17 protein-coding genes are annotated in these 16,105 nt (G+C 70.3%); 9 read left to right on the forward strand and 8 right to left on the reverse strand.

Annotated elements, in window-relative coordinates; all coding sequences use genetic code 11:
• The first annotated feature begins 97 nt into the window (after positions 1–97).
• Positions 98–1,480 (forward strand): PhoH family protein, encoded by a 1,383-nt coding sequence (locus ACFWCH_RS11175; RefSeq protein ID WP_136033466.1) that lies wholly within the window; start codon positions 98–100, stop codon positions 1,478–1,480.
• A gap of 70 nt (positions 1,481–1,550) precedes the next feature.
• Here ACFWCH_RS11175 and ACFWCH_RS11180 read toward each other — a convergent pair whose 3' ends face one another.
• The 5 genes from ACFWCH_RS11180 to xseA are packed head-to-tail and all read right to left on the reverse strand — an operon-like array spanning position 1,551 to position 5,834.
• Positions 1,551–2,972, reverse strand: a complete 1,422-nt coding sequence (locus ACFWCH_RS11180) for a class II fumarate hydratase (protein WP_378803550.1) — start codon at positions 2,970–2,972, stop codon at positions 1,551–1,553.
• Positions 2,969–3,643, reverse strand: a complete 675-nt coding sequence (locus ACFWCH_RS11185; protein WP_136033470.1) for a carbonic anhydrase — start codon at positions 3,641–3,643, stop codon at positions 2,969–2,971. Before ACFWCH_RS11185 ends, ACFWCH_RS11180 begins: the two co-directional genes overlap by 4 nt.
• Positions 3,640–4,284 carry a DUF4245 family protein gene (locus ACFWCH_RS11190; RefSeq protein ID WP_136036901.1) on the reverse strand — a complete coding sequence of 215 codons (645 nt, stop codon included), beginning with the start codon at positions 4,282–4,284 and terminating at the stop codon, positions 3,640–3,642. Before ACFWCH_RS11190 ends, ACFWCH_RS11185 begins: the two co-directional genes overlap by 4 nt.
• A complete protein-coding gene (locus ACFWCH_RS11195; RefSeq protein ID WP_136033474.1) occupies positions 4,281–4,520 on the reverse strand; it encodes an exodeoxyribonuclease VII small subunit in 240 nt (79 codons plus the stop codon). The genes ACFWCH_RS11190 and ACFWCH_RS11195 overlap by 4 nt, the downstream gene beginning before the upstream one ends.
• Positions 4,521–4,556: 36 nt before the next feature.
• Complete coding sequence (xseA, locus tag ACFWCH_RS11200) at positions 4,557–5,834, reverse strand: exodeoxyribonuclease VII large subunit (RefSeq protein WP_247981433.1); 1,278 nt, start codon at positions 5,832–5,834, stop codon at positions 4,557–4,559.
• A 64-nt stretch (positions 5,835–5,898) separates the two neighbouring features.
• Here xseA and ACFWCH_RS11205 point away from each other — a divergent pair, with 64 nt between their 5' ends.
• The 3 genes from ACFWCH_RS11205 (at position 5,899) to ACFWCH_RS11215 (ending at position 8,547) form a co-directional block, all read left to right on the forward strand.
• Positions 5,899–6,981, forward strand: a complete 1,083-nt coding sequence (locus ACFWCH_RS11205) for a 4-hydroxy-3-methylbut-2-enyl diphosphate reductase (protein WP_205814401.1) — start codon at positions 5,899–5,901, stop codon at positions 6,979–6,981.
• 2 nt (positions 6,982–6,983) lie between these two features.
• Positions 6,984–7,772, forward strand: coding sequence for an IclR family transcriptional regulator (locus ACFWCH_RS11210; protein ID WP_136033480.1), 789 nt, complete (start codon positions 6,984–6,986; stop codon positions 7,770–7,772).
• A gap of 235 nt (positions 7,773–8,007) precedes the next feature.
• Positions 8,008–8,547, forward strand: a complete 540-nt coding sequence (locus ACFWCH_RS11215; protein ID WP_136044592.1) for a DUF6264 family protein — start codon at positions 8,008–8,010, stop codon at positions 8,545–8,547.
• Between the two features lie 61 nt (positions 8,548–8,608).
• On the opposite strand, the gene fbaA is transcribed toward ACFWCH_RS11215, so the two are convergent.
• The gene (gene fbaA / locus ACFWCH_RS11220) at positions 8,609–9,637 is read right to left on the reverse strand and encodes a class II fructose-bisphosphate aldolase (protein ID WP_136033484.1); all 1,029 of its coding nucleotides are present in this window, start codon (positions 9,635–9,637) and stop codon (positions 8,609–8,611) included.
• A 185-nt stretch (positions 9,638–9,822) separates the two neighbouring features.
• Here fbaA and glpX point away from each other — a divergent pair, with 185 nt between their 5' ends.
• Together glpX and ACFWCH_RS11230 are read left to right on the forward strand one after the other, a co-directional pair.
• Positions 9,823–10,809, forward strand: a complete 987-nt coding sequence (gene glpX / locus ACFWCH_RS11225) for a class II fructose-bisphosphatase (RefSeq protein ID WP_136033486.1) — start codon at positions 9,823–9,825, stop codon at positions 10,807–10,809.
• A 193-nt stretch (positions 10,810–11,002) separates the two neighbouring features.
• Positions 11,003–11,287: a hypothetical protein gene (locus ACFWCH_RS11230; RefSeq protein WP_136033488.1), complete on the forward strand. Its 285-nt coding sequence runs from the start codon at positions 11,003–11,005 to the stop codon at positions 11,285–11,287.
• A gap of 26 nt (positions 11,288–11,313) precedes the next feature.
• On the opposite strand, the gene ACFWCH_RS11235 is transcribed toward ACFWCH_RS11230, so the two are convergent.
• Together ACFWCH_RS11235 and ACFWCH_RS11240 are read right to left on the reverse strand one after the other, a co-directional pair.
• A complete protein-coding gene (locus tag ACFWCH_RS11235) occupies positions 11,314–12,714 on the reverse strand; it encodes a DNA recombination protein RmuC (RefSeq protein WP_247638554.1) in 1,401 nt (466 codons plus the stop codon).
• Positions 12,715–12,769: 55 nt separating this feature from the next.
• Entirely contained in the window at positions 12,770–13,363 is a 594-nt protein-coding gene (locus ACFWCH_RS11240; protein WP_247638555.1) for a 3'-5' exonuclease, read from the reverse strand.
• Between the two features lie 59 nt (positions 13,364–13,422).
• On the opposite strand from ACFWCH_RS11240, the gene ACFWCH_RS11245 reads away from it, so the two are divergent.
• The 3 genes from ACFWCH_RS11245 (at position 13,423) to ACFWCH_RS11255 (ending at position 16,091) form a co-directional block, all read left to right on the forward strand.
• Positions 13,423–14,163 carry a class I SAM-dependent methyltransferase gene (locus tag ACFWCH_RS11245; RefSeq protein WP_378803552.1) on the forward strand — a complete coding sequence of 247 codons (741 nt, stop codon included), beginning with the start codon at positions 13,423–13,425 and terminating at the stop codon, positions 14,161–14,163.
• 43 nt (positions 14,164–14,206) lie between these two features.
• Positions 14,207–15,298 carry a redox-regulated ATPase YchF gene (ychF, locus tag ACFWCH_RS11250; RefSeq protein WP_247638557.1) on the forward strand — a complete coding sequence of 364 codons (1,092 nt, stop codon included), beginning with the start codon at positions 14,207–14,209 and terminating at the stop codon, positions 15,296–15,298.
• A gap of 484 nt (positions 15,299–15,782) precedes the next feature.
• Positions 15,783–16,091, forward strand: a complete 309-nt coding sequence (locus ACFWCH_RS11255) for a hypothetical protein (protein ID WP_136033498.1) — start codon at positions 15,783–15,785, stop codon at positions 16,089–16,091.
• Positions 16,092–16,105: the final 14 nt, after the last annotated feature.

Consider the following 16,105-nt stretch of genomic DNA (forward strand, 5'->3'; position numbering starts at 1 on the left):
GCAAGGCGCCCGGTCGGGTCGGCCTCCAGGTTCGCGACTCGTGACCCCCTGGTCGACTCGTTCGCATAGCCGGGAATCCCCGGGTCGGGAGTGGGTCGTGACCACACGTTCAGCGCAGCACACCGCCAGCACCGCGCAGCAGTCCACCCGTCAGTCCTCGAGAAGCACCTCGGCCGCGCAGCCCGATCAGGACCTGCGCACCTACGTGCTCGACACGTCGGTGCTGCTGAGCGATCCGCAGGCATTCTTCCGATTCGCGGAGCACTCGATCGTGCTGCCCGTCGTGGTCATCAGCGAGCTCGAGGGCAAGCGGCACGACCCCGAGATCGGCTACTTCGCCCGCCAGGCGCTCCGTCACCTGGACGACCTCCGGGTCGAGCACGGGCGTCTGGACTTCCCGGTCGAGGTCGGCGAGGGCGGCACGCTCCGCGTCGACCTCGGCAACACCGACCTCTCCGTGCTGCCCGTCGGCATCCGCCTGAGCGACAACGACAGCCGCATCCTCTCCGTCGCCATGCACCTCGCACAGGACGGACAGGACGTCACGATCGTCTCGAAGGACCTCCCGATGCGGGTCAAGGCCGCGTCGCTCGGCTTGCGCGCCGAGGAGTACCTCGCCGAGCAGGCCGTGGACTCCGGGTGGACCGGCATCGCGAGCCTCGACCTGTCCGGCGACGACATCAGCGACCTCTATGAGAGCGAGGTCGGGATCAGCGAAGACGTCAACGGGCTCCCCGTCAACACGGGTCTCATCATCCACTCGGAGCGCGGATCGGCGCTCGGACGCGTCACCGGCGACGGCGAGTTCCGGCTGGTGCGCGGCGACCGCGACATCTTCGGGATGCACGGCCGCTCGGCCGAACAGCGCATCGCCATCGACCTGCTGCTCGACCCCGAGGTGGGCATCGTGTCGCTCGGGGGTCGCGCCGGAACGGGCAAGTCGGCCCTCGCCCTGTGCGCCGGACTGGAAGCGGTGCTCGAGCGGCAGCAGCAGAAGAAGATCATCGTCTTCCGGCCGCTGTTCGCCGTGGGCGGCCAGGAGCTGGGGTACCTCCCCGGCGATCAGGGCGAGAAGATGAACCCCTGGGGTCAGGCGGTGTACGACACCCTCGGATCGGTCGTCTCGGGCAACGTGATCGACGAGGTCGTCGAGCGGGGGATGCTCGAGGTGCTGCCGCTCACCCACATCCGCGGACGCTCGCTGCACGACGCGTTCGTGATCGTCGACGAGGCGCAGTCCCTCGAGCGCAACGTGCTGCTCACGGTGCTCAGCCGCATGGGTCAGAACTCCCGCGTCATCCTCACGCACGACGTCGGTCAGCGCGACAACCTGCGCGTCGGACGCCACGACGGCATCGCCAGCGTGATCGAGACGCTCAAGGGACACGACCTCTTCGGCCATGTGACCCTCACCCGCTCGGAGCGTTCCGCGATCGCGGCCCTCGTCACCGAACTCCTGGAGGGCGGAGAGCTCAGCTGACGAGGCCGGGAAAAAGCGGATGCCGCGGGGACCAGGTCCTCGCGGCATCCGTCGTCTCAGCGACCGGTGATCATCCGGGGTGCGTCATCGACAGCAGGTCGAGCTTCTCGTCCAGCTGCTCCAGCGTCAGGTCGCCGCGCTCGACGTAGCCCAGGTCGATCACCGCGTCGCGCACCGTGATGCCCTTCGCGACAGAGTGCTTCGCGATCTTCGCGGCGGCCTCGTAGCCGATCAGCTTGTTCAGCGGCGTCACGATCGACGGGCTCATGCCCGCGAACGCGGCGGCACGGTCGAGGTTCGCCTGCAGGCCGTCGATCGTCTTGTCGGCCAGCACGCGCGAGGCGTTCGCAAGGAGGCGGATCGACTCGAGCAGGGCGGTGCCCATGACCGGGATCGCCACGTTCAGCTCGAATGCGCCGGACGCACCGGCCCACGCCACGGTCGCGTCGTTGCCGATGACACGGGCGCACACCATCAGCACGGCCTCGGGAACGACCGGGTTGACCTTGCCCGGCATGATCGAGGAGCCCGGCTGCAGATCGGGGATGTGCAGCTCGCCCAGACCCGTGTTGGGGCCGGAGCCCATCCACCGGAGGTCGTTGTTGATCTTGGTGAGCGACACCGCGATCGTGCGGAGCGCGCCGGAGGCTTCGACCAGGCCGTCGCGGTTGGCCTGCGCCTCGAAGTGGTCCTTGGCCTCGGTGATGGGCAGGTCGGTCTCGGCGGCGAGCAGCTCGATGACCTTCTGCGGGAACCCGAGCGGCGTGTTGATGCCGGTGCCGACCGCCGTGCCGCCCAGCGGGACCTCGGCCACGCGGGGGAGGGCGGACTGCACGCGCTCGATGCCCAGGCGGATCTGACGGGCGTAGCCGCCGAACTCCTGTCCGAGGGTGACCGGCGTCGCATCCATGAGGTGCGTGCGGCCGGACTTGACCGCGTCCTTCCACAGCTCGGCCTTGGCCTCCAGCGCGACGGCGAGGTGGTCGAGCGCGGGGATCAGCGTGTCGATCAGGGCCTGCGTGACCGCGATGTGCACGGAGGTGGGGAACACGTCGTTCGACGACTGCGAGGCGTTGACGTGGTCGTTCGGGTGCACCGTCGCGCCGAGGATGCGCGTGGCGAGAGTGGCCAGCACCTCGTTCATGTTCATGTTCGAGGACGTGCCGGAGCCGGTCTGGTACGTGTCGACCGGGAACTCGCCGTCGTGGGCGCCGGACGCCACCTGGTCGGCGGCCTGGGCGATCGCGTCGGCGATGGCACCGTCGAGCGTGCCGAGTTCCTTGTTCGCCAGCGCCGCCGCCTTCTTGATGCGCGCGAGCGCGGCGATCTGCGCCGACTCCAGGCCCTTGCCGGAGATCGGGAAGTTCTCCACGGCGCGCTGCGTCTGCGCACCGTAGAGCGCGTTCACGGGCACACGCACCTCACCCATCGTGTCGTGTTCGATGCGGTAGCCCTGCTCGTTCGCGCCGCTGAGCTGGTTGGCGTCGGTCATTCCGAACCCTCCTTGGTTGCGGGGACGGTCCCCTCGGTGTCGATCCCGACCGTGATGACGGGCACAGCCTCGCCCTCGGCCAGACGGTAGTTGGCGCCGACGATCCCGAGGCGGCCCTCGGCGACGGCGTTGCTGATGATCTCCGACGACTGCAGCAGGTCGTGCACCGTGTTGCGCAGGTGCTCGCGGCCGACCAGCTCGGCGTCGATGTCGGCGACCGTGGCGCCCCCGCTCTCCGCCAGCACCTTGCGGGCGGCGGGCACGATCGGCGCGATCAGCTTCCAGATGTGCGGGGGGAGCGGTGCCGCATCGATCGCGGTGCCGTCGATCGCGGCTCGCACCGCGCCGCACGAGTCGTGCGCGAGCACCACGATGAGCGGCACCTCCAGCACCGCGACCGCGTACTCCAGGCTCGCGACGATCGACTCGCCCATCACCTGACCGGCGTTGCGCACCACGAACAGGTCGCCGAGGCCCAGGTCGAAGATGATCTCCGCCGCGAGGCGGGAGTCGGCGCATCCGAAGAGCGTGGCGACCGGGTGCTGGGCGGCGGTCAGGTCTTTGCGGCGGGCGACGTTCTGGTTCGGGTGCTGCGGCTCGTCGCGGACGAAGCGGCGGTTGCCTTCCTGCATCTGCGTCCAGGCGGCGGAAGGAGTGAGCGGGTGGGTCATCGGGCCTCCGTGACGGTGCGGATCTGAGGGACGAGCGACTCGGCGAGCTCGGCGGTCGAGTCCGCCGAGCGGGAGCCGTAGAGGAGCACGTAGTCGTCGCCGGCCTGCGTGCCGATGGCGTACGAGATGTTGGCGTCGGCGCCGGCGTTTCCTGGCTTGTACACGTCCCACTCCAGCCCGCCGATGCGGATCGTGTCGGTGGGGGCGATGCCGTTCAGGCGCTGCGGGGCCCAGGAGGCGTCGGCGTCGAAGGCCTGCGCGAGCTTGATGAACCCGCGCTCGTCCTGGGCCGCGGGGGCGAGCGTGACCTCCCAGACGACCGTGGCTCCGCTCTGCAGTTCCGCGGCGTTGACGCGCCAGAACTTCCCGGTCTCCGGCACGATCACGGGCCCGCCCATGGACGACTCGACATCGGCGGCGATGCCTGCGACGTCGATGGGCTTCTGCGCCACCGGCTCGCCGCGCGGGACCACGAGCACGATGACGAGCACGACCGCGAGGGTCACCAGGAGCGCGGCGACCAGGTTGCGGACGGTCTGGCTGGATCGATACGCCTTGCTGGATGCGGCCTTGCGGGCCGCGGTCTCCTCCGCCGTCTCCGGACGGCCGAGGTCGGCGTTGATGGCGGGGCCCTTGCTCATGACGCCCCGTCCGTCTCGGCGTCACCGGCGGCGGCGCGTGCCGCTTCCAGGCGGCGCTTGGCGCCCAGCAGCCATTCCTCGCAGCGGGCGGCGAGCGCTTCTCCACGTTCCCACAGCGCCAGCGACTGCTCGAGGGTCGGAGCGCCCTGCTCCAGCTCGGCGACCACGCGGACGAGCTCGTCCCGGGCGGCCTCGAACGACAGCGTGTCCACAGGGGTGTCGTTCAGCGCGCTCACTCCTCCATCCTACGTCGTGGCACGGACGCGCCCGGTTCAGGCGCCTTCCGCGATCTCGCCCTCCGAGCGCGCGGCGACCGACCCGCGGTCGACCGTGATCGTCAGGGCGCTGCCGGCCGGGGCGTCCGCTGCATCCCGCAGGATCACGCCCCCGTCGAGGTGCGCGATCGCATAGCCGCGGGCGAGGGTCGCGGCGGGGGAGAGGGCACGCAGCGACGCCCGCAGCTCGCTGGTGCGACGGCTGGCGTCGTCGAGCTGACGCTGCACGGCATCGCGTCCGCGCGACACCAGCAGCCAGGACTCCTGTGCGCGGGTGTCGATGATCGGATCGGGCGAGCGCAGGACCGGTCGCGACCGCAGCTGCTCGAGCTGAGCGATGTCGTGGGTGAGGCGCTGCGTGACCCGCGTGGTCGCGCGCGACCGGAGCTGGGCGATCAGCGCGCGCTGCTCGCCGACGTCGGGCACCACGCGCTTGGCGGCGTCCGTCGGGGTGGAGGCACGGAGGTCGGCAACGTCGTCGAGGAGCGGATGGTCGTTCTCGTGCCCGATGGCGCTGACGACCGGGGTGCGCGCGGCCGCGACCGCGCGCACCAGCCGCTCGTCGCTGAAGCCCAGGAGCGTCTGGGGGTCGCCGCCGCCGCGGGCGATGATGATCACGTCCACGTCAGGGTCGGCGTCGAGCCGGGCGAGTGCGGCCAGGGTGTCGGGCACGCAGCGGTCGCCCTGGACGGCCGCGTACTCGGTGCGGAAGCGCACCTGCGGCCACCGCAGTTCGGCGTTGCGGTGCACGTCCTTCTCGGCGTCGGAGCGCTCGCCCGTGATGAGTCCGATCACGTGCGGGAGGAAGGGGAGGCGCAGCTTTCGGCCGGCGTCGAAGAGCCCCTCCTGCCGCAGCTGCACGCGCAGCTTCTCCAGGCGCTCGAGCTGATCGCCGAGGCCGACGTGCTTCATGGCCGAGACCGCGAAGCTGAAGTCGCCCGACTTCACGAAGTAGTCCGCCTTGACCGCCGCGACCACGTGGTCGCCGACGCCGAGATCGGCAGGGATGCGCCCGCGCACGCTCGACCAGATCCGGATCGAGATCTGCGCGTCGGAGCGCGTGTCCTTCAGCCGGGCGAACACGTTCCCGGCGCGCTGGTTCCACGACGTGATCTCGCCCTCGACCCACACCGTGTTCCAGCGGGCGACGAAGTCGCGGATGGTGGCGTTGAGCCGGGCGACGGAGGTGGGTGCCTGTGCGGTGGAGTCACGCGGGGCGACGGCGTCGGCGGGCGGGGTCTCACCCGGTCCGGTCGTCGCTTCGAAGACTGTCATCTGCTCCCGTTCCCGCCCGGGCTCTCCCCGGCCTCGCACAGCTGTACGGCGATAGAATTCCGGTGTGACCTCGACAGCCGTGCATCTTCCCGTCCCCCGCCTTCCTCGCGTGCGTGCGGCGGCAGGGCGGCTTCAGGATAACCCGGTGCCAGGACGCAAGCGCGTGCTGCTCGCCGCGCCGCGCGGATACTGTGCCGGCGTGGATCGCGCTGTGGTGGCGGTGGAGAAGGCCCTCGAGCGCTACGGCGCCCCGGTTTATGTGCGCAAGCAGATCGTGCACAACATCCACGTCGTCACCGAGCTCGAGGCGAAGGGGGCGATCTTCGTCGAGGAGGTCGACGAGGTGCCCGAGGGAGCCCACGTCGTCTTCAGCGCGCACGGGGTCTCTCCCGCCGTGGTGAATGCCGCGTCCGACCGGGGACTGCACGCGATCGACGCGACCTGCCCGCTCGTGACGAAGGTGCACCGCGAGGCGGTACGGTTCGCGCGCGACGACTTCGAGATCCTCCTGATCGGGCACGACGGGCACGAGGAGGTGGAGGGCACCGCGGGCGAGGCCCCCGACCACGTCACGGTCGTCAACTCTCCCGAGGAGGCCGACACCGTCCAGGTGAAGGACCCGTCGAAGGTGGTGTGGCTGTCGCAGACGACGCTCTCGGTCGACGAGACGATGGAGACCGTCAATCGTCTGCGCACCCGCTTCCCCGAGCTGCACAACCCGCCGTCCGATGACATCTGCTACGCCACCCAGAACCGCCAGGTCGCGATCAAGAAGGTCGCGGCGGGCGCGGATCTGGTGATCGTGGTCGGATCGGCCAACTCCTCCAACAGTGTGCGCCTGGTCGAGGTCGCGCTCGAGTACGGGGCGAAGGCGGCGTACCGGGTCGACTACGCCGAGGAGATCCAGCAGGAGTGGCTCGACGGCGTCGAGACCGTCGGCGTCACCAGCGGCGCCTCGGTGCCGGAGGTGCTGGTGCGCGAGGTGCTCGACGCGATCGGCCACGCGGGGTACCGCGACGTCGAGGAGGTGCGCACCGCGGAGGAGGACCTCATGTTCTCCCTGCCGAAGGAGCTGCGCCAGGACCCGTCCGGCCAGCGCGACGCCCGCGCCCTCGGAGGCCGTGCCTCCGCCGGAGGAGGCGCGTAGCGTTGAGCGCGGCGGAGGCGGAGCCGACCCTCATCGGGTCGGTGCAGCGCGCGCTCCGCCTCGTCGACATCGTCGCGAACTCCCCGCGACCGCTGCCGCCCAAGATGCTAGCCGCGATCACGGGTCTCACCCCCGGCACCACGTACAACCTGGTGCGTACGCTCGTGCACGAGGGCTACCTGAGCGCGGAGCCCGACGGCCTCGTGCTCGGCACCCGGTTTCCGGCGTTCCAGCAGCAGGGCGACTCGCGCGGCGTGTTCCTGGCCCGTGTGCGCGCAGCGCTCCGGGCGGTCACCGAGGACCTCGGCGCGACGGCCTATCTCTCGCGCTTCGCGGACGGCGAGCTGCATCTCGTGGACATCGTCGACGCGGAACGCAACCCCCGGGTCGAGCTGTGGGTCGGGCTGCACTCCAGCGCGCATGCCACGGCCCTCGGCAAGCAGATCCTGGCCGAGCTGCCCGACGAGGAGCGTCGCGACTACCTGTCGCGTCACCGCCTGGAGGAGCTCACCCCGCGGACCATCAGCGACCGGCGGACGCTGCTCACCCAGCTGGAGCAGTCGCCGGGCTGGGCTGTCGACCAGGAGGAGTACGCGATCGGCGCGACGTGCGTGGCGGTGCCGGTGATCGCCCCCGGGGTGACGGCCTCGCTCGCGATCTCGCTGCCGGCGGACCAGGCGGTGGTGGATCGCCGGCTCGTCTCCCGCCTGCAGCGCTCCGCCCGCAACCTGTCGCTGCAGCTCGGGGCCGACGCGCTCGGCAGCGGGCAGGGCGACGAGTTCACTATCTGAATTCCGACCCCTGGTTCTTCCGGCCGCGGGTTCCTACCATGGAAGAAGCAGCGCGATACAGAGCGCTGCCGATCGCCAGAGGCGTCCCCAGCGCCGGCGACCGACCTGGATGAGGAGCGTCCCCAGTGCTCCTCTCCCGCGGCCCCCGAGGAGTCCCCACTTCTCCGGGGCCGCCACCGTCTCCGGAGGTCTTCGGCTGGGAGCCGGTCGGAGACGCGCGCGTTAGCATGGCGGCATGACAGATCAGCGCCCGCGCTACGGTGAGATCGCGACGCCGGAGGAGCAGCGCCTGGCCCGCGGTCTGCCGCTCATCGACGAGGCCGTGCCGGCGCCCACGGCTCCGGCGTTCCCCGCCCCGGCACACGCGCCGGCCCCGGCGGTGGACGCCCCGCGCCGCCGGCCCGTCGACCGGATCGTGACCATCGCGCTGCTCGCCTACGGCCTCGTGAACGTCGTGGTGACCGGACTGTCCTACCTCGATATCGGCCGCGTCATGAACGAGACCATGTCGATCCTCGGGATCGAGGGGGAGTTCACCAACTACGCCATGGGTCGTCCCTGGGGGACGATCGCGGCGATCGTGCTGGTCCTGGGCTGGTGCATCACGGCGGCGCTGTCGATCCGGCGCCTCCGCCGTGGTCGCCTGACGTGGTGGCTGCCGGTCGTCGGCGCGATCGTGACCGTGATCGTGGTGTCGCTGTGCCTCGCCGTGCCGATGATGAACGACCCGGCCTTCCTCGCCTACCTGGAGCAGACGGCCGGCACCGTCCGCTGATCTCCCGTGAACGAGAAGGGGCCCGGCACAGTGCCGGGCCCCTTCGTTCGTGATCCTGCGATCAGCTCTTCGACTGACCGTGCGAACCGAGCTGACGCGTCGACTCGACCACGCGAGCGGCCATCGCCGACTCGGCGATCTTGCCCCAGGCGCGGGGGTCGTACTGCTTCTTATTGCCGACCTCGCCGTCGACCTTCAGCACGCCGTCGTAGTTCTTGAACATGTAGTCCGCGATCGCGCGGGTGTAGGCGTACTGGGTGTCGGTGTCGATGTTCATCTTGACGACGCCGTTGGCGACCGCGAGCGCGATCTCCTCGTCGGTCGAGCCGGATCCGCCGTGGAAGACGAGGTCGAGCGGCTTGGGTCCGGTGTTGTACTTCGCGGCGACCTCGGCCTGGATCTCGCCCAGCAGCTCGGGGCGCAGCTTCACGCCGCCGGGCTTGTACACGCCGTGCACGTTGCCGAACGTGAGCGCGGCGATGTAGCGGCCCTGCTCGCCGAGGCCCAGCGCCTGCACGGCCTGGTCGACATCGCCGAACGTTGTGTAGAGCGCCTCGTTCGAGCCCTCGTGCGCGACGCCGTCCTCCTCGCCGCCGACGACGCCGATCTCGACCTCGAGGATCGCGTTGATCGCCTTCATGCGGGGGAGGAGCTCCTTGGCGATCTCGATGTTCTCCGCCAGCGGCACGGCCGAGCCGTCCCACATGTGCGACTGGAAGATCGGGTTGCGGCCGGCCTTGACCTCTTCCTCGGAGGCGGCGATCAGCGGCTCGACGAAGCCGGCGAGGGCGTCCTTCGGGCAGTGGTCGGTGTGCAGCGCGACGGTGACCGGGTAGTTCTTGGCGACCTCGGTGGCGTAGCGCGCGAAGGCGAGGGCGCCGGTCGCGCGGGCCTTCACCGTGTGACCGGCGAAGTAGTCGGCACCGCCCGTGGTGACCTGGATGATGCCGTCGGAGCCGGCCTCGGTGAGTCCCTGCAGGACGGCGTTGATGGTCTGCGAGCTGGACACGTTGAACGCGGGGTATGCGAAGCCGCCGGCCTTCGCGCGGTCGAGCATTTCGGCGTACTGATCCGGGGTGGCGACGGGCATGAGAACTCCTGCGGTAGGTGAAGCCGGGACAGGTGCCACTCTATCGGGGCGCCTGTCCGGCTCGTGCAGGCGAGCGGAGCGTTCGGCGGCGCACGATCTGCCGTGCTGTTAAGAAGTGCGATTCCTTCGCGAGATACCGGCGGAAAGGAGGGCTGTTCGCGCGCCCACGTAGCTAGGCTGGCCGCATGGTGAGTCTGACTGCCGACCTGAGCCCGCTCCGTCCCGACCGCAACCTGGCGATGGAGCTCGTCCGCGCGACGGAGGCGGCAGCGATCCGCGCCGTGCCCTTCATCGGTCGCGGCGCGAAAGAGGCGGCCGACGGTGCCGCGGTCGACGCGATGCGCGCGTTCCTCGGCACGGTCGACTTCCAGGGCCGCGTGGTGATCGGCGAGGGGGAGAAGGACAACGCCCCGATGCTGTTCAACGGCGAGGTCGTGGGCACCGGGCAGGGCCCGCTGTGCGACATCGCGGTCGACCCCATCGACGGAACGTCCCTCACCGCCGCCGGACGACAGAACGCCCTCTCCGTGATCGCGGTGTCCGACCGCGACACGATGCTCGACGCGTCCAGCGTCTTCTACATGGACAAGCTCGTGACGGGACCGGCGGGCGTGGGCGTGGTCGACATCCGGCTCCCGATCGGCGAGAACATCCGCCGGCTCGCGGGCGCGCTCGACAAGCCGGTCGACGAGATCGTGGTGTCGGTGCTGAACCGTCCACGGCACGAGCAGCTGATCCAGGACATCCGCGACGCGGGCGCAGGCACCCGGCTGATGAGCGACGGCGATGTGGCCGGCGGGATCAACGCGGCCCGCCACGATGCGCGCACCGACATGTGCGTGGGCGTGGGCGGGAGCCCCGAGGGCATCGTCACCGCGTGCGCGATCAAGGCCCTCGGCGGTCACATCCAGGGGCGGCTGTGGCCGCGGGACGACGACGAGCGCCAGCGCGGGATCGACGCGGGACTCGACATGGACAGGGTGTACGAGGCGGACGACCTCGTGCGCGGCAACAACACGATCTTCGTGGCGACGGGCGTCACCGACGGACAGCTCGTGGCGGGGGTGCGCCGGGAGCGCGGCTACGTCTACACGGAGAGCGTCGTGCTGCGCGGGGCCTCGGGAACACTGCGCCGCATCGCCTCGGAGCACCTCGTGTCGAAGTGGCTGTGACATTTCCTTCCGCGGCTGATCGACTGCTCTGAGCTCGAAGGCTGCCCGTGTCGGGCGACGCCATCGTTATCGAGCCGGTACCGGCGCGCGCGAACCGTGGCACCGGTCGCGCGAGGCGTCGTGTCACAATTGTCACTGGGTTTGTCGCCGTCGACGGAGCCGCCAGGCACCGCAGGCACAGGAGGGCGAACGCATGACAACGCAGCACACGAGTGGCTCGACCAGCGCCGCACCGACCAAGATCATCACCACCAACACGGGACGCATCCTCCGGGTGAGCGCCGATGCCGAGGCCGCCGTGACCACACCGGCCGCCCCCGCGAAACCGCAGGTTGACCCGGCTCGTCGGGCCGACGTGCTGTTCCGCGTTCGACGTGACGAGGGCCACGAGATCAGCGCCTGGTGGATGATCGGCGCCTTCCTCGCCACAAGCGGCCTCGTCATCCTGCTGCTCAGCGGCGTGCCCGGCGTCGCCTGACGCGTCCTCGTCCTGGCCGTTCCGGCTCATTCGTGGCGGGACGTCTGCGCCTCATCCAGGCGTCGTCGCACCTCGCCGACGTCGGCCCTGAGGCCGTCCAGGAGGTCCGGGGTCTCGCCCGGCGGTGCCGCGGGCTCCGCTGCTCCGGAGGCCGTGCGTGACACGCCGCTGTCCACCGGCACGGCCGTGGATGCGGGTTCGACCGCCGCCGCGGCTTCGGAGGTCGGCGCGGCATCGACGGTCGGCCCGGCCCCACCGGTGCCGATCAGCTCCGCCGCGGTGAAGCGACGACCGTCCGCTGTGACGACGGGCGGAGCGCTGAGCGCGGACGCGTCCACTCCGGGGAACTGCCGCGCCGTCACGAGCACACGCGACTCGAGGGACCCCGCGAACCGGTTGTAGCTGTCGACCGTGCGCTCGAGCGCCCGGCGCAGATCGTCGGCATGACCGGCGAGCGTGCCGAGGCGCTCGTACAGCTGCGTGCCCAGGGTCAGCAGACGACGTGCTTCGGTCGACACCTCCTGCTGCGTCCACGTGTAGGCGACGGTCTTCAGCACGGCCCACAGGTTGACGGGGGAGGCGAGGGCCACACGGCGGCTGAAGGCGTAGTCGAGCAGCGTCGGGTCTTCGTCGATGGCCGTCGCGAGCAGCGACTCGCTCGGCAGGAAGCAGATCACGAACTCGGGACTCGCGTCGAGGCCCGACCAGTACGCCTTCTTCGCCAGGGCGTCGACGTGTGCGCGCACGGCCTTCACGTGCTTCTGGAGGTGTGCGCGACGCTGCGCCTCGTGCGCGTCGCCAACGGGCAGCGCCGAGGCCTCGAGGTAGGCGTCGAGCGGAACCTTCGCGTCGACCGCGATCGACGTGCCGCCGGCGAGCCGCACGACCATGTCGGGGCGCCCCTGCCCGCGGTCCGAGGAGATCGTGGTCTGCAGATCGAAGTCGACGTGGCGCGTGAGCCCGGCGGCCTCCACCACCCGGCGCAGCTGTGCTTCGCCCCACACCCCGCGCGTCGCGGTCGACTTCAGCGCTCCGGCGAGCGACTCCGTGGTCGCGCGCAGGGCCTCGTCGGACTCCTGCGCACGCCGCAGCTGCTCCGCGAGGGTGCCGAACTGCTCGTGCCGCTCGTGCTCGATGGCCGCGACCTTGGACTGCATCTGCTGCAGACTCTCGCGCACCGGGGCGAGCGCCTGCAGCACGGCGTTCTGCTGCTGCACACGCAGCGCCTCGGCGCGCTGCTCCGCGCGGCCGTGCTCGACCGCGTCGCGATACAGGTCGTACTGCCGGTCGCGGTCGTCACGGGCGGCCGCGAGCTCGGCCTGGGCACGGGCGAGGTCGGCGGCGCCCCGACTCGCGCGCAGGAACCAGCCCAGGGCGACGCCCGAGGCCACGGCCACGAGGAGCAGAACGATCGTCAGCGCATCCATGGGCCCATCGTGCCCCCGGGGTCGGACATTCGTCGGGAGGCACCGCTGAGCGGTCTCAGGCGACCGCGCGCTCCAGGACGGGGAGGGCGGGCTCGGTCACACGCAGGCTCAGGGCGTCGGCGAGGGCGAAGACGTCGGCGGCCGCGGCGCGCCGAGCGGCGTCGACCACGATGTGCGCGCACGCCCGCGCGTCGGCGAGGGCATCGTGATGGGAGAACTCGTCGTACCCGGCGGCGGCCGCGGCGAGCGGGAGCCGGTACGAGTCGAGCTGGTAGGTCTTGCGGGCCACCTGGAGGCTGCACAGCGAGCGGTAGGGCGGGCAGATCTGACCCGTGGCCTCCGCCGCACGGCGCAGCACGTTGAGGTCGAATCCGGCGTTGTGCGCCACGAGCACGTCGGCACCGGCGAAGGCGCACAGACGGTCGAACTGATCCGCCCAGGAGGAGGCCGTCGCGACGTGCTCCGGCCGGATGCCGTGGATGCGGACGTTCCACTCCATGAACTCGTCGTGACCGGGCGGCGGCTGGATGAGCCAGCCCGCGGTGGCGACGACCTCGCCGCCGCGCACGCGGACGAGTCCGACGGCGCAGGCGGAGGCCGGGCTGGAGTTCGCGGTCTCGAAGTCGATCGCAGTGAAGTCCAGTGGCACGTCTTCACTCTCTCCCGGGCCTCCGACGTCGGGTCGCAGACTCGCCGTAGGCTGGCCACATGAGCGACGAGCAGGCGACCTCCTTCGGCGGCCAGGCGGGCAGCTACGAGGTCGGTCGCCCCGAATACCCGTTCGAGGCGGTCGCGTGGATGCTCGACCGCGCGGCGGCAGGAGCCCGCCGTATCGCCGACGTCGGCGCGGGCACCGGCAAGCTCACCCGTGCCCTCGTCGCGGGGGAGGGCACGGAGGTCGTCGCGGTGGATCCGGATCCCGCGATGCTCGCCGCCCTGCGCGACGCGGTGCCCGGGGTGCCCACCTTCGTCGGCACGGCCGAGCGCCTCCCGCTGCCGGACGCGAGTCTCGACGCGGTCGTGCTGGGACAGGCGTGGCACTGGGTCGATCCGGTCGCGGCCTCCGCGGAGATCGGCCGCGTCGTCCGCCCCGGAGGGGTGCTCGGGCTGGTCTGGAACCTCCGCGACGAGCGCGTGGACTGGGTGCGTCGCCTGACCGACATCATGCACGGCAGCAACGCCGAGATCATGCTCGCCGCGGGCGACCCCGTGGTGGCCGCGCCGTTCGGCGGTGTGGAGCAGGAGCGCTGGGAGTGGGTGCGTCCGGTGACGCGCGAGGTGATGCACCGCATGGCGTCGTCGCGCAGTTACGTCATCACGGCCGACCACGCGGAGAAGGCGCGCATCCGCCGCGACATGGACGCCCTGTTCGACGAGCTGGGATTGCACGACGACGCCACGATCGAGCTGCCGTACGTGACGAAGGCGTTCCGCGCCGTGCGCGACTGACCCCGCGCGGCAGCATCACGGCCCGCAGGTAGACTCGTACCCCGTGGCTCTCACTATCGGTATCGTCGGCCTGCCCAACGTCGGCAAGTCCACCCTCTTCAACGCCCTCACCAAGAACGACGTGCTCGCGGCGAACTACCCGTTCGCGACGATCGAGCCCAACGTCGGCGTGGTGAACCTGCCCGACCCGCGGCTCGAGAAGCTCGCCGAGATCTTCGGCAGCGAGCGCATCCTCCCCGCGGCCGTGTCGTTCGTCGACATCGCGGGCATCGTGCGCGGGGCCAGCGAGGGAGAGGGGCTGGGCAACCAGTTCCTGGCGAACATCCGCGAGGCGGACGCGATCGCCCAGGTCGTGCGCGGCTTCTCCGACGACGACGTGGTTCACGTCGACGGTGCGGTGAACCCGGCGTCCGACATGGAGACCATCAACGCCGAGCTCATGCTCGCCGACCTGCAGACCGTCGAGAAGGCGATCACCCGGTACGAGAAGGAGGTGCGCGGGAAGAAGATCGACCCGTCCGTCCTCGAAGCGGCGCAGGCGGCGAAGGACGCGCTGGAGCGCGGCGTGCTGCTGTCCACGAGCGGCCTCGACCTCGCGCCGATCCGCGAGCTCGGCCTGCTGACCGTCAAGCCGGTCATCTTCGTGTTCAACGTCGACGAAGCGGTGCTCACCGACGACGTGCGCAAGGCGGAGCTCGCGGCCCTGGTCGCGCCCGCGCAGGCGATCTTCCTCGACGCCAAGATCGAGTCGGAACTGAAGGACCTGGACCCGGAGGACGCGGCCGAGCTGCTCGCCTCGACGGGCCAGGAGGAGTCCGGCCTCGACCAGCTCGCACGCATCGGCTTCGACACCCTCGGGCTGCAGACGTACCTCACCGCCGGACCGAAGGAAGCGCGGGCGTGGACGATCGGCAAGGGATGGAAGGCCCCGCAGGCCGCCGGCGTGATCCACACCGACTTCGAGAAGGGCTTCATCAAGGCCGAGATCGTGTCGTTCGACGACCTCGTCGCCACCGGCTCCGTGCAGGAGGCCCGCGCGAAGGGCAAGGCCCGGCTGGAGGGCAAGGACTACGTCATGCAGGACGGCGACGTCGTGGAGTTCCGTATCGGAAACACATCTGGCGGGTCGAAGTAAGCCGCTAGACGACGTCATTCAAGGGCAGGCGACGATGCGGTCGTCGGTTCAAGAGTGCGCCAACGGGGTGTTTACATCCTCCGAATCCATGGCGGTACGAATGACCCCCGCGCCCAGTCCGACGAGCGATCCAAGTGCTCCGCCGACAACCGCAAACGCGGCGCTCCATGCAACGCCCGACGTTCGAGGATCAACGAACTGGGGATTCTCCGAATAGGTCACCATCGCTCCTGGCAACCAGGCAAGCACGACCAGGACGCCCACTAGCGCACCGCACGCGAACCCAACCGCGACAAAGACCAGCATCCGGCGTCCGACGGAGAATATCTTGCGGGTTGAGGGAGCCATCAGTCAAAGATATGGCGTATGAGCGCAGTCTGGAAGCGGAACGACCTGCGCAGGACGGCGACGTCGTGGAATTCCGCTTCAACAACTGATGCGAGAAGTGGTCGTCGGTGTTCCTGGGAACGCTTAGAGTTCGATCATGGGAAAGCTGGAGTACAACAGCTCGCGGCCGCCGATCGAGGTCGACGACGACGTCCTGGTGCATCTGAAGATCGTGATCTCGACGAAGCTCCGCCGTCAGGAGAGCTTCATGATGACGTGGCCCTCGGGGAAGAAGCATCCCGGGCGCCTCTCGGCGTGGATGCACCCGAGCATCCCGCTGGTCCTGGAGTTCGACGAGGAGCCGCCGCCGAAGATCGACCCGGCGCGGCTCGAGCGCATGATGGAGCGCCTGAACGCCCGGGGCGAGCTCGTGCTCGACGAGCTCAGCGACGAAAGCTCGGCCTGACACGAGGTCGCGCG

Origin of the sequence: Microbacterium sp. NPDC060132 (assembly GCF_042729675.1) — a bacterium.
Taxonomy (GTDB): Bacteria; Actinomycetota; Actinomycetes; order Actinomycetales; family Microbacteriaceae; genus Microbacterium; species Microbacterium sufflavum.

Bases quoted from the DNA above. Each gene is read 5' to 3' on its own strand.
- ACFWCH_RS11180 (WP_378803550.1), bottom strand. From the start codon at position 2,972: ATGACCGACGCCAACCAGCTCAGCGGCGCGAACGAGCAGGGCTACCGC.
- ACFWCH_RS11185 (WP_136033470.1), bottom strand. From the start codon at position 3,643: ATGACCCACCCGCTCACTCCTTCCGCCGCCTGGACGCAGATGCAGGAA.
- ACFWCH_RS11190 (WP_136036901.1), bottom strand. From the start codon at position 4,284: ATGAGCAAGGGCCCCGCCATCAACGCCGACCTCGGCCGTCCGGAGACG.
- xseA (WP_247981433.1), bottom strand. From the start codon at position 5,834: ATGACAGTCTTCGAAGCGACGACCGGACCGGGTGAGACCCCGCCCGCC.
- ACFWCH_RS11215 (WP_136044592.1), top strand. From the start codon at position 8,008: ATGACAGATCAGCGCCCGCGCTACGGTGAGATCGCGACGCCGGAGGAG.
- fbaA (WP_136033484.1), bottom strand. From the start codon at position 9,637: ATGCCCGTCGCCACCCCGGATCAGTACGCCGAAATGCTCGACCGCGCG.
- glpX (WP_136033486.1), top strand. From the start codon at position 9,823: ATGGTGAGTCTGACTGCCGACCTGAGCCCGCTCCGTCCCGACCGCAAC.
- ACFWCH_RS11230 (WP_136033488.1), top strand. From the start codon at position 11,003: ATGACAACGCAGCACACGAGTGGCTCGACCAGCGCCGCACCGACCAAG.
- ACFWCH_RS11235 (WP_247638554.1), bottom strand. From the start codon at position 12,714: ATGGATGCGCTGACGATCGTTCTGCTCCTCGTGGCCGTGGCCTCGGGC.
- ACFWCH_RS11245 (WP_378803552.1), top strand. From the start codon at position 13,423: ATGAGCGACGAGCAGGCGACCTCCTTCGGCGGCCAGGCGGGCAGCTAC.
- ACFWCH_RS11255 (WP_136033498.1), top strand. From the start codon at position 15,783: ATGGGAAAGCTGGAGTACAACAGCTCGCGGCCGCCGATCGAGGTCGAC.